We start from the raw sequence: 13,182 nt of genomic DNA, 5'->3' as shown, positions 1-13,182 counted from the left end.
AGATAATTTATATGAATTAGTTTCTCTGCCCCATCGAATATTCCCTCCCAGCAAATGATACTTTAATCTAAATTATAGTTGACTTTACCATTATTGACAACGAATATTATTCAAAAAATGGTTCAATGTGAACCAAAGTGAAAGCACCCTCGTACTCATTACGAATTTTTTGTTCAACGATTTCGGTGATTTCATGACTTTTAACCACATTCAGCTCTGGGTCTACGGCGATAGTAGCATCAATCCAAATTCGATTGCCGTTCATTCGCGCTTTAATATCAATGACTTTTTTGACATCAGGTACGGAAGCAATTAAATCATGAATTGTCTCAAGTTTTGAAACATCAAAGCCATCTGTCAGTGTGTGTGCAGCGTCATAGAATATTTTGATCGCAGTGTAAACAATTAAAATACCTACTAAAAAGGCCGTCACGGAATCAAGCCAAGGAACACCAAGAACAACGCCAATAATCCCGATAAACGCACCAAAACTAACAAAGGCGTCGGAACGATTATCATATGCAGCAGCTCGCACCGCTTGGCTATCAAGTTTTTTCGCAAGCCGATGATTATATAAATAAATGGCATACATAAAAACACCAGAAAAGAGAGCAACGACAGCAGTTAACATAGAAGGAGTTGCAAATTCTTTTTCAATAATATGAACGATGGAACTCCAAATAACTTGTACACCAACTAGAAACATAATGATAGAAGCAATTAAGGAGCTGATAGTTTCTGTCCGCCTGTGCCCATAAGAATGATCCGCGTCAGGTGGAATACGAGAAATTCTAAGGCCGATTAAAAGTGCAACAGAGGCAACGATATCAGTCGTATTATTCAAACCATCTGCAAGCAAGGCATCAGAATTTCCTAATTGCCCAGCAACTATTTTTAAAACCGCAAGAAATAAATAAGCAAAAATACTTAAAAATGCCGCTTTCTCTGCTTTTTTTAAATCGTTGTATCCATCCATTATGTATGTACTCCTTTCTCTTTTAACATAAAAGTCCCGCCTACAAATGGCGGGACAACGAAATCTAAGCCTCTATCAATACGTGCTCTAAATTTTTTACTGATAAGGCAATGTTATCACATACTTCTTGATAACTCGCCCATTTTTTTGGTAACGCTATTTCTTGTTCTGGATCATCAATGTCCCAATAAATAATTTTTTCTTGTATGTTAGCTGGAAATTTTGGTGCAGTTTCATGTGCAGAATCATAAATTGTTACAATGAGATCAGCATCTGCCAGTAGTTCTGAGCTAGGAGAATAAGACAAGCTTTCAGGTGGCTCAATTGCAAACTCATTCAACGCTTCTGCAATAAATGGTGTTGATTTGGATTTATGCCAAGAACCGCTAATGAATTTGACATTGCTAAGTGAAAGTCTTTTCGCCCAGGCTTCAGCAATGGCACTTCGAATATGCGTTTGTGATAAAAAGTAGATCAGCTTTTGCGTCATATTCCAATTCCTTTCCGGCGTATTAATGAATCCATGTAAAATTTGCTGCCATTACTTGTTGTACACAGTATATAGTTGATAATTATTACCAAAACACAAGTAATGGTAACAGTAATATCTACCCTTTTTAAATTACTAGAAACATTAAAATGAAGAAATTGTAAAAAAGAGGTTAATAAATGTGTAGGAAATATGGATTATTACAAAATTATTACAAAAATCGGTCTAAAGTTGGTGGCGCAAAGTTGCTTTTTAACGTAAAATACGTGTATAACTGTGTGTATAGTTTATTTAACACCGTGTAGAAGATAGGAGAGTTACATGGACAAATTCAAACAGCAACTTATTAAATACTTAAAATTATTCTTTGGTTTTATAGGAAAATGGATTAGCAAAGGATGGCAGAAATTTAGACGTTTCTGGAAAAACAAACATATCGGAAAGATTTTTCTACTCGCTGGACTTGTATTTTTATTAAGTTTTATCATTTATCTTGTTATAGTAGCAAAATCTGCCGACATAGACGCGCTTAAAAAAGGTTTAGAGTCAGCCACGATTATTTATGATAAAGATGGCGACAAAGCGGGAGAACTTTCTTCCACAGATGCAACATTTGTATCGATTGATAAAATCTCTAAGAATTTACAAAATGCGGTAGTTTCTATTGAAGATAGAAAATTTTATGAACATAAAGGTTTTGACTTGAAAGGGATTGCTCGGGCTGGCGTTAATTTAGTCACTAGCGGAGGGATTTCTGGTGGTGGTAGTACGATTACGCAGCAACTTGCCAAAAACGCGCTACTGACACAAGAACAAACCTTTACACGAAAAGCCAAAGAAATTTTTATGGCTCGTGAAATTGAAAAAACCTACTCAAAAGATGAAATTTTGGAAATGTACTTAAACCGCTCTTACTTTGGTAACGGAGAGTGGGGCGTCGAAAATGCTTCATTAAAATATTTTGGTAAATCAGCAGCAGACTTAAACATACCAGAAGCTGCGACAATCGCCGGACTACTTCAAGCTCCAAGTGCATACGATCCTTACAATCATATTGACAAAGCAACGAATCGCCGCAACATGGTATTAAATGCGATGGTCGAAACAGGAACCATTACAAAAGCAGAAGGCGACAAATATAAAGCGACAAAAATAGTTTTAAATGATCAATCAAAAGATCCGCTTGCGAATAAATATCCGTGGTATGTCGATGCAGTTATCAACGAAGCTGTAAATGAAGCAGATATCACGCAAGATGAGATTATGCAAAAAGGATATAAAATCTACACAGAATTAGATCAAAACTATCAAACTTCTTTAGAAAAAGTATACAACAATGATGCGCTTTTCCCTTCCAATGCAAATGATGGCACATTGGTTCAATCAGGAGCTGTCCTAATGGATCCAGCTACTGGTGGAATCAGGGCACTTGTTGGTGGACGGGGAGAACATGTCTTCCGTGGTTTCAACCGAGCGACTCAGATGAAAGCACAACCAGGTTCCACAATGAAGCCACTTGCGGTATACACACCAGCGCTTCAATCTGGTTATGATGTAGACTCCATGCTAAAAGATGAAAAAACAACTTACAAAGGCAATTATACTCCGACCAATGTCGGTGGCGTTTATAGCGGAGAAGTTCCAATGTATAAAGCTGTAGCCAACTCCATTAATGCTCCGGCTGTTTGGTTACTTGATCAAATTGGTATCGATAAAGGCGTAAAATCTGTCGAGAAATTCGGAATTACAGTTCCCGAAAAAGATAGAACTCTCGGACTTGCGCTTGGTGGTATGAGTAAAGGTGCTTCACCAGTCGAAATGGCAACAGCCTATGCAACATTTGCTAATAATGGGGCTAAACCAGAATCCCATATTATTACTAAAATAGTGGATCCATCAGGCAATACAGTATATGAAAATGTTCCTAAAACAAAACAAATTATTTCAGAAACCGTTTCTAATGAAATGACTTCTATGCTTTTAGATGTTATTAATACAGGGACAGGTCAAAGTGCAGCTGTTTCTGGTCATGAAATGGCTGGGAAAACAGGTTCAACACAAGTACCATTCGATGATACGAGCGGCACAAAAGACCAATGGTTTGTAGGCTATACGCCAAACTTAGTTGGGGCCGTTTGGATGGGATTTGATAAAACAGACAGAGAACATTACCTAACTACGACAAGTTCTGCTGGTGTATCTAGTCTTGCCCACTACGTAATGAATAGCGGTTTACAGTATCAGAAATCCGCAGACTTTAGTACGAAGAGCGCTGCACAAGAAACCGCAGCGAAGAAAGAAGAGGAAGAAAAAGAGAAGAATAGCGGCAGCGACTTTTGGAGTGGCGTGAAAGAAAAAGCTGATGAAGCTGGAGAATCAATCAAAAAAGGTGCCGATAAAGTAAAAGAGTTCGGTGGAAAAGTTTCTGATGGCATTGGAAACTTAATCGACTCAATAGGTAATTAATAGAAAGCACATTTTACTATGTTAACTCTAGTAAAATGTGCTTTTTTGTATTGCATTAATATTATAACTGTTATACAATAAGTATAACAAAAGAATGAGGTGAGTACATTGGATAAAACGCAAATCGCATTAATTATACCCGTAATTCTTCTCTATTTAGCTTTACTATTAACAGCTATTATTGACTTAACAAAAAACTGGAATGAACGAAAAAATCCGGTTATCTGGCTAGTTGTTATTATCGTTATCAACATTTTTGGCCCAATTGCCTACTTTATTTTTGGCCGAAAAGAGGAAGGTAGCTAATGAAAAATTTAGAAATTCAAGGACTAAAGAAAAAATACAATGGCAAGTGGGTTATTAAAGGCATTGACCTCACTATCAATGAAAAAGAATGTGTAGCACTTATCGGGCCTAATGGTGCAGGGAAGTCAACCATGATTAATATGATTGTCCAAATCTTAACGCAGGATGAAGGACAAATTACTTTAGACGGTCAAAATGCAAAATCAGTTCGCGAAAAAATTGGTTTTTTACCGCAATATCCTGAATTTTATGGTTGGATGAGTGCGACAGAATGCCTTCATTTTATGGGAAAGTTATCTAATATGGAAAAAACAGATTTAAAAACACGCATTAAAGAAGTCTTATTATTAGTAGGTCTAGAAGAAAGTGCGAATAAAAAAATTAGCACCTATTCAGGTGGAATGCGACAACGACTTGGGATTGCTCAAGCCATTTTGCACAGACCAGAACTCCTTGTACTAGACGAACCAGTATCCGCACTTGATCCTATCGGTCGTCGGGAAATGATGCTGCTATTAGACAAACTAAAAAAAGAGATTACTATTTTGTTTTCCACACATATTTTAAAAGATGCAGAAGAAATTTGTGACCGCATTGCCATCATTAAAAATGGCGAACTGGTCACGGATAAGACAGTAGCACAACTTATGGAAGAAGAAAGCTCCCCTGTGTTCGATGTCGAATTTAGTGGAGATAGTGAAGCTTGGCAAACGTTGCTGCTTCAAAATGAACATGTGGAGAAAATTGAAAAAGTTGGAATGGTCTATCAAGTTTACACAACTAACCAAAAAGCTGGGTCAGAAGCTATTTTGAAATCTTTATTACAAATAGATGGTGAATTTATTCGTGTCGAAAACAGACACCAAAGCTTAGAGGAAATCTTTATGGAGAAGGTGGGCAAATGACACATTTTAATGCTTTATTAGCAAGAGAATGGCTGGAACAACGTCGAAGTTTAAAAATTATTTGGCTTCCGATTGTATTCGCTCTTCTTGGGCTCACACAACCACTAATGATGTATTTTTTACCAGAAATTCTAAAAGCAGTAGGCACAGGATCGGAGACAGAACAAGTAGTTGCTTTAATGGGAAATCAATCAGCTCAAGAGGTTATGGCACAAACACTCGGTTCCCAGTTTGATCAAATTGGTATTATCATTATCATCGTTGTTGCGATGGCTTGCATTCAAAATGACCGAACTAGAGGCATGTTAGCGTTTATCATGACAAGACCAGTGAGCGCTGCGGAATATGTCCTATCGAAATGGGTAATGCAATGTGTGGTGGGCTTAAGTTCGCTTTTAATTGGCTATGTATTGGCTGTTTATTATACGTACTTTTTATTTGGAGAACTAGCAATCAATTCTTTAACGCAGGGATTTTTTGTGTACGCCGTCTGGTTTATTTTCGTAATTAGCTTGGTTGTTTTTGCGAGCGCAGTTTTTGATAGTAATGCCGTTGTTGCGATGATTAGCGTGTTTATAGCGATTGTTTTAGGTATAATCAGTGGTTTTGGCGGCTGGATTCAAATGTTTAATCCAGCATATCTAAGTAAAAATGCAACAATGCTAATTATGTCTGATAAGACGATGGATTATTTTATCCCAACACTTTGTATTACTATCTTATGGATTGCCCTACTTGTAAGCCTAACTATCCTAATGATAAAAATAAAACCACTCCCAAAAACGGAATAGCGAACATTTTTCATGTGTTTTGCGAAAACATCCGCTTTATACTAAAATAGAATAAAAAGGGGTGGCGACATGGAACGAATAGAGCGAGATACGCTTGGAGAAATTTCTGTAGATGCGACGAAATATTGGGGAGCGCAAACAGAACGAAGTAAAAGGAACTTTGCTATTGGTGATAATCCTATGCCGATAGAAATTATATATGCTTTTGCTCAATTAAAGAAAGCCACTGCAAAAGTAAACGCAGCAGAAGGAAAACTATCCGAAGAAAAAGCGATAGCGATTGGCCAGGTTTGTGATCAAATCATTCAAGGAGAACTAGATGAGCATTTTCCTTTAGTCGTTTGGCAAACCGGAAGCGGAACGCAGAGTAACATGAATGTCAATGAAGTTATCGCACATGTTGCCAACTTAACTTTAAGCGAAGGACAAATTCATCCGAATGATGATGTCAACATGTCGCAAAGCTCAAACGACACTTTTCCAACAGCGATGCACATTGCCGCATACGGGGCTTTAGTAACAAAACTTTTACCAGAAATAACTAAAATGGAAGCTGTTTTGACAGAGAAGAAAAATAAATATATGCATCTCGTTAAAATTGGCAGAACACATTTGCAAGACGCAACCCCATTAACACTTGGTCAAGAAATTAGTGGTTGGGAAGCATGTCTTACGAATAACAAAAACTATCTTGAAACAAGTATGAAAGCAATTTTGCCACTTGCAATTGGCGGGACTGCAGTTGGAACGGGCTTAAATGCCTCACGTGATTTTGGTGATAAGGTCGCCGAAGAATTGATGAAACAAACGGGATATCCTTTTACTTCTGATTCCAATAAGTATTTTGCTTTAACTAGTCATAGTCCGATTAATTTTGTTCATGGCGCCATTCGTAGCCTTGCTTCGGATCTAATGAAAATAGCTAATGATATCCGTTTATTAGCAAGTGGACCACGTAGCGGCATAGGTGAGCTAACAATCCCAGCTAATGAGCCAGGAAGCTCCATTATGCCGGGGAAAATAAACCCTACCCAATGTGAAGCAATGACGATGGTAGCGGCTCAAGTTATGGGAAATGATACGACAATTAACGTTGCCGCCAGCCAAGGAAACTTTGAACTCAATGTCTACAAGCCAGTTATCATTTTTAATTTCCTAGAATCTGTCAAACTCCTTTCAGATAGCATGCGTTCGTTCCGAGTGCATTGTTTAGAAGGACTTACTGCGAATGAAAAAGTTATTGAAACAAAAGTAAATGATTCGTTAATGCTTGTTACAGCTTTGAATCCGCACATTGGTTATGAAAAAGCTGCCAAAATCGCCAAGCTTGCTTTTGAAGAAAATACGACATTAAAAGAAGCCGCAATCAAAACTGGTTTTGTAACAGAAAAACAATTTGATTTATGGATTGATCCGTTAAAAATGACTAATTTGTAATCTCATACTTTAGAATGAACTTCCCTAGAAACAATTGTTGTCTAGGGATTTTTCACGTATAATGAAACCACTTTTACTAGACAAATATTAGGAGATGCAAAACATGTCAGTGTTATTTACGATACTTTTAATGGCAGTGATTGGTGGATTTATTGGCGCAATGACGAACTATATCGCCATCCGAATGCTTTTTCGCCCTTACAAAGCCATTTACTTATTTAATAAACGTTTACCATTTACACCAGGTTTAATCCCGAAACGGCGCGATGAACTAGCGGAACACATCGGAAAAGTAGTAGTGAGCCATTTACTTACCGAAGACGCCATTCGTGCTCGGTTGCTAGATGAGAATTTACAAAAAGAAATAACCGATACCATCACGAAAATGTTCCATGAAAAAATGCAATTAGAAACAACGCCTAATGAACTCCTACATCATTTTGGTTATGAAAATGCAGAAATCCGTTCTATGGCATGGATAGAAAAAACAATGGAGAAAGAAATTAATCACTTTTTATCTACTAAAAAAACAACGAAAATGAGTGATTTAATCCCAACGATGCTAGAGTCAGAATTAACGACCAAACTACCACATGTAACAGAAAGAATCACGAGCAAAATGGCATTATTTGTAGCAAGTGAAGAAGGCAAAAGCCAAATTAAGCAAATGCTGCAAAAATTCTTTGAAGAACATGGGAAAATGGGAAGTATGGCTAGAATGTTCATTAATGTCGATAGTTTCTCTGAAAAAATTCAACAAGAAGGCCTGAAACTCATTGATCAAGAAGATACTAAAAATCTAATCAACCAACTTTTAACAACCGAATGGAAAAATTTCGAAGCAAAAGAGCTGCAAGAACTTATTCCTACTGAAAAGCAAGTTCATTTAGCTGGGCAACTTACATCTGAACTTATCCAAACTTTCCCACATGAAAAATTATTTAATCAGCCTATTCAAGTGATATTACGTAATTATGAGACAACTATTGTAGAAAAAGTAATTCCTTTTGCAGTAGAAAGAATGCTTGATTTCGTAGCAACACATAGTGCGGAAATAGTGGAGCGAATGGACTTGGCGAAACTCGTTGAAACACAAATTGCCACTTTTTCTTTACCCGAAATTGAAAAACTTGTTGTAGAGATTTCTGGTAGAGAGTTAAAAATGATTACTTATTTAGGTGGGATTTTAGGTGGATTTATTGGAGTTATCCAAGGTATTCTCGCAATGTGGATTTAGTTCTTTTATACTGGAATAACCGGCGACTTTTTGTTATAGTGAAACAGAAGTGACAAATACAGATATTTGGAGGATTTATCAATGGCAGTTAATATTTATGATTTAGCACATGATTTAGACAAAGGAATTCGTGAAACACCTGAATTCATCAGCTTACAAGATGCATACCGTGAAGTAAACGAAAATGCAGATGCAAAAGCAAAATTCGAACGTTTCCGCGATGTTCAAGTAACTATTCAAGAAAAACAAATGACAGGTCAAGAAATTGACGACGAAACAGTAGATGTAGCACAAAAAGTAGCTCAAGAAGTTCAAGAAAACGAGCTAATCGTTAAACTAATGGAAAAAGAACAAGCGATGAGCACAATTATCAATGATCTAAATCGCATTATCATGACGCCATTACAAGATCTTTATAATGTAGCTAACGACTAATTTTTCGTTAATTTAAGTGGTTCTATTATTTGTTATTTATTTAGCAGATAATAGGGCCCTTTTTTTATTGGAAATGCTTGTACCTATAGCAATAGTAAGGTATAATAAGAACGTATATTCGGTTTTTATAGGAGGCGAAAGTCATGAAAGAAATCCAATTTTTACATATGGCTGATTTACATTTAGATAGTCCTTTCATTGGACTTTCGACACTGCCACAGCCGCTTTTTTCTGCCATACAAGAAAGCACATTTCAATCATTAGAACGGATTACTACTGTCGCGATAAAAGAAGCAGTAGATTTCGTTTTAATTGCTGGAGATATTTATGATAGTGAAGATCAAAGTGTTCGTGCTCAAGCGCGTTTTGCAAAAGAAATGAAACGATTAGAAGCAGCGAACATTCCTGTTTTTATGATTCATGGAAATCATGATTTTATAGAAAAACATAAAGAAAAACTCGCATTACCAAGCAATGTGCACGTTTTTTCAGAGCAAGTAGAAATAATGTCGCATAAAACTGTCACTGGTGTGAGCGTTAATATTTATGGATTTAGTTACAATGAACGCCATATTCGCTCAAGTCGAGTAGGTGAATACAAGATTCAAGGTGATGCTGATTTTCATATTGCGTTATTACATGGTTCAGAAGTTTCTAGTAGCGAAGAACATGATGTGTACGCCCCATTTCGTGTGCAAGAAATTAGTAGAAAAGGTTTTGACTACTGGGCACTCGGTCACATTCATAAGCGACAATTGCTTGCAGAGTCTCCTAGCATTTATTACCCAGGAAATATTCAAGGTCGAAATCGCAAAGAATCAGGTGAAAAGGGCGCCAGTATCATTACATTATCAGAAGCAAGTACAACCATTGATTTCATTGGAACAAGTCCGATTATCTGGGAAGAAGCCGTAATTACCTTACCAGAAAATAGCGAGATAAATGCCTTTTACCGAGAAACTACTAAGTTGTTAGAGAGCTATCAAGGAAGAAGTCACTCTTATTTTCTTCATATAATTGTTAAGATGGAAAGTAAACAAAAAATCGATACGAATGATTGGTTACAAATGCTTCAAGAAGAAGTAGAAATCACAGATAACACATTTGTATGGGTACACAAATTAACAACGGAGATAACGAATCAAAGTAATTCACAAACATGGTACGAATCACATTTAGCAGGAGATGAAATTAAGCATTCGTTTGAGACACTACAAGATGAATCTGCTTTTTATCAAGCAGTAGAGGCTCTGTATCTTGAAAGTGGAGTGAGTAGATACTTGGATGATTTGTCTGAAATTGATCGTGAGAGGCTACTACATGATGCTTTAATGGAATTAGGGAGGACGCTTGCGGAAGTGGAAGGTGATGATAAATGAGAATAACATCTATTGATATCATTGGTTACGGAAAATGGTCCGATGCTCATTTTAATAATATTGCCAATTTCCAAGTATTCTATGGTGAAAATGAAGCCGGAAAATCAACTATTATGGCTTTTATACATAGTATTTTGTTCGGTTTCCCAACGAAACAACAATCGATACCACGCATGGAGCCAAAAAACGGTGGACCATATGGTGGAAGATTAACGCTAGAAGACACACCTTTAGGAAAAGTCATCATTGAACGCTTGAAAGGAAAAGCAACAGGAGATGTTCGGATATATTACGGGGATGGCCAAACTGCTGGAGAAGAGAAATTACCAGAAATTATCGGTGAAATTGATCGAAACACTTATGAGGCTATTTTTTCATTTGATATACACGGACTACAAAATATTCATCAATGGAAAAAGAAAGAATTTGAACGCTATTTGTTAGCAACTGGAACAACAGGATCGGACGCTCTTCTAAAGGCAGCCGAAGCATTACAAAAAAAATTAGATAGTCTATATAAACCAAGTGGGCGAAATCCACTAATTAACCAACAACTAAAAAAAGTAAAAGAAGCCCAACAAGCTTTTCAAAACGCAAAAAAACAAAATGCGCAATATGAAGAACTAATCAATGAGAAAGAGCAAGCGATAGTAAGACAAACAGAGCTACAAAAAGAAAAAACAACAATGCGAGTTGAGTTAGATGCATTAGCAACATTAGCGGATTTGTGGCCGTTATACCAAGAATGGAAAGCACTCAGTAACAAAGCTTCTGAAACAACAGAAGCTACTTTTCCGCCTGATGGAGTTATTCGTTTAGAACACTTGCATCTCCGAGAAAAAGAATGGCAAAATCAACTTATCCAACTAGAAGAACGCCAAAAAAATCTAATTAACAACAATAATTATGAACATAGTGCTTTTTTTGCCGAAAATGAAGCAGAAGTTACTTATCTAATCGAAACTTATGCAGCTTTTGGAGAGCGAGAAATCCAGTTAAAGAATTTAAAGCAAGAGATTAAGTTTCAGCAAGTCGACACAAAACAACCACTTAGAATATGGTCGAGCGAATTAGAACAAACAATGATTCACTTAAAAGAAAAAGAACAGTCCCACAAAGAGCAACAACATGATATCCAGCTAAAATTAAAATTCACTAATGACTCCGAAGAAAAACTCCAAAAAAAGATTGATCAAATAGAAGCGGAGATGTGGGATAATAAAACATTCCAACAAGCAAAAGAAAAAATGCAGGATAGTCCTAAAACTTCTAAAACTAAGACGATGGTTTCCTTGGGCATATTTGCAGTAGCGTTCGTCTTGATGATAGTTTTCCAAGCTATTTGGAGTGTAGCACTTGTTTTTGTTTCTGCACTTATAGTGGGTTATGCTTTCATTACTACTGGAAAATCTTCTCCAACAAATAATGAGCAAATTCTAGCTTTTTTAGAACAAAAGAAAATAAGACAAGAATGGCAACAACTTTTGAACGAAATGGATATGGTTGCTTCACAAATTGCTGAATTAAGAGCAGCTGAGAATAAACTAAGCGAAAATATCTACCAACATACGATGGAACTTAGACACTTCTTTTCTGACTTGGGAATAAACACTGAACCTAGTTCGAACTGGCATTACGAACTTAGCATCTACAAAAAAAACAGTGAAAAAAGGCAATTAGCAATGGAACTTATCTCCAAACTAGAACCATTAGCAGAGAAGCAAGAAGCATATAGAGCAAGATTAGAAAACTTAAAATTGCCTATAGATTATACGGACACGGAAGAAAAAATCACTTTTCTTCGTCAAGGTTTGCTCTATTATCGAAACCACCTAACTGAAAATGCAAAGCTCGCTGAAAAATTAGAACAAGTAACGATGCAATTAGACTTAGTTAAACAAGATTTATTACTTGTAAAGAAAGAAAAGGCAGACTTGCTAGAACGTGCGAATGTGAGTAACGAAGAAGACTTTCGTATGGCTGCAATGCGCGTAAAAGAAGAACAGAAGTGGCGTGAACGATTAGTTTTAATAGAAGCGCAACTTGAACCAGAAAAGCGAGAAGCTCTAAATAGATATGAAAATCAAGCAACTATCAAAGAAAAAGAGCTCCAATTAGAAGAATCACTACGGCAAATAGAATTAGAACAAGAGCAACTTCACGCCTCACTCGCAGCACAAAACCATGCAATAGACAAATTGGAAGAAGGCGGGACTTTCGCTGTGTTGATGCAAGAATTTTATTCAGAAAAAAGCAAATTACAACAAATCTCAGCTGAGTGGACAGAAACAAAACTAGCGCTTCAAATGTTGCAAAACACGATGCAGCAGTTACAAGAAGGAAAACTTCCAAAAACATTAAAACTGGCAAGTGAATATTTTAATCACTTAACTAGTGGGAACTATAGGAAAGTATACTTACAAGATAATAGGCTTCAAGTAGAAAGTAAGGGTAGTATTCCATTCTTCCCGGAAGAACTTAGCCAAGCGACTAAAGAGCAGCTATATTTGGCTATTCGTTTTGCACTAATTGATGTTATTCACAAAGACTTTCCCCTACCAATCATTATTGATGATGGATTTGTGCATTTTGATTCCTCGAGAATGGGGCAAATGATGCAGCTGCTTCAAAAACGAAAAAGTGAAAACCAAGTCATTTTTTTCACATGCCATCAAGAAACTCGCAAATATTTTTCCAGTGAGGACATACGCGTGCTATAATGGGTGAAGAAACTTCTTACTACAGAAAGAAAGAAGGCGA

General features: G+C 36.7%; 11 protein-coding genes. 9 read left to right on the top strand and 2 right to left on the bottom strand.

The window, feature by feature from the left end:
* Positions 1-106 precede the first annotated feature (106 nt).
* Both AB2Q86_RS11855 and AB2Q86_RS11850 read right to left on the bottom strand, forming a co-directional pair.
* On the bottom strand, positions 107-976 hold the full coding sequence (locus AB2Q86_RS11855) for a cation diffusion facilitator family transporter (protein WP_012580866.1): 870 nt from the start codon (positions 974-976) through the stop codon (positions 107-109).
* A gap of 64 nt (positions 977-1,040) precedes the next feature.
* Entirely contained in the window at positions 1,041-1,466 is a 426-nt protein-coding gene (locus AB2Q86_RS11850) for a low molecular weight phosphatase family protein (protein ID WP_003725911.1), read from the bottom strand.
* A 321-nt stretch (positions 1,467-1,787) separates the two neighbouring features.
* Between AB2Q86_RS11850 and AB2Q86_RS11845 the strand changes: the two genes are divergently transcribed.
* The 9 genes from AB2Q86_RS11845 (at position 1,788) to AB2Q86_RS11805 (ending at position 13,142) form a co-directional block, all read left to right on the top strand.
* Positions 1,788-3,932 carry a penicillin-binding protein 1A gene (locus tag AB2Q86_RS11845; RefSeq protein ID WP_012580867.1) on the top strand — a complete coding sequence of 715 codons (2,145 nt, stop codon included), beginning with the start codon at positions 1,788-1,790 and terminating at the stop codon, positions 3,930-3,932.
* A gap of 108 nt (positions 3,933-4,040) precedes the next feature.
* The gene (locus AB2Q86_RS11840) at positions 4,041-4,238 is read left to right on the top strand and encodes a PLDc N-terminal domain-containing protein (RefSeq protein WP_012580868.1); all 198 of its coding nucleotides are present in this window, start codon (positions 4,041-4,043) and stop codon (positions 4,236-4,238) included.
* A complete protein-coding gene (locus AB2Q86_RS11835; RefSeq protein ID WP_012580869.1) occupies positions 4,238-5,143 on the top strand; it encodes an ABC transporter ATP-binding protein in 906 nt (301 codons plus the stop codon). Before AB2Q86_RS11840 ends, AB2Q86_RS11835 begins: the two co-directional genes overlap by 1 nt.
* Positions 5,140-5,934 (top strand): ABC transporter permease, encoded by a 795-nt coding sequence (locus AB2Q86_RS11830; RefSeq protein ID WP_012580870.1) that lies wholly within the window; start codon positions 5,140-5,142, stop codon positions 5,932-5,934. The genes AB2Q86_RS11835 and AB2Q86_RS11830 overlap by 4 nt, the downstream gene beginning before the upstream one ends.
* A gap of 69 nt (positions 5,935-6,003) precedes the next feature.
* Positions 6,004-7,371 (top strand): class II fumarate hydratase, encoded by a 1,368-nt coding sequence (fumC, locus tag AB2Q86_RS11825; RefSeq protein ID WP_012580871.1) that lies wholly within the window; start codon positions 6,004-6,006, stop codon positions 7,369-7,371.
* Between the two features lie 103 nt (positions 7,372-7,474).
* Entirely contained in the window at positions 7,475-8,608 is a 1,134-nt protein-coding gene (locus AB2Q86_RS11820) for a DUF445 domain-containing protein (protein ID WP_012580872.1), read from the top strand.
* A gap of 81 nt (positions 8,609-8,689) precedes the next feature.
* Positions 8,690-9,043, top strand: coding sequence for a YlbF/YmcA family competence regulator (locus AB2Q86_RS11815; RefSeq protein WP_003729622.1), 354 nt, complete (start codon positions 8,690-8,692; stop codon positions 9,041-9,043).
* 143 nt (positions 9,044-9,186) lie between these two features.
* Entirely contained in the window at positions 9,187-10,422 is a 1,236-nt protein-coding gene (locus AB2Q86_RS11810; RefSeq protein WP_012580873.1) for an exonuclease SbcCD subunit D, read from the top strand.
* Complete coding sequence (locus tag AB2Q86_RS11805; RefSeq protein ID WP_012580874.1) at positions 10,419-13,142, top strand: AAA family ATPase; 2,724 nt, start codon at positions 10,419-10,421, stop codon at positions 13,140-13,142. The genes AB2Q86_RS11810 and AB2Q86_RS11805 overlap by 4 nt, the downstream gene beginning before the upstream one ends.
* Positions 13,143-13,182: the final 40 nt, after the last annotated feature.

It is taken from the genome of Listeria monocytogenes (genome assembly GCF_041765605.1).
In the GTDB taxonomy this organism is placed as follows: domain Bacteria; phylum Bacillota; class Bacilli; order Lactobacillales; family Listeriaceae; genus Listeria; species Listeria monocytogenes_D.
This window is presented reverse-complemented; position numbering and strand designations above follow the sequence as displayed.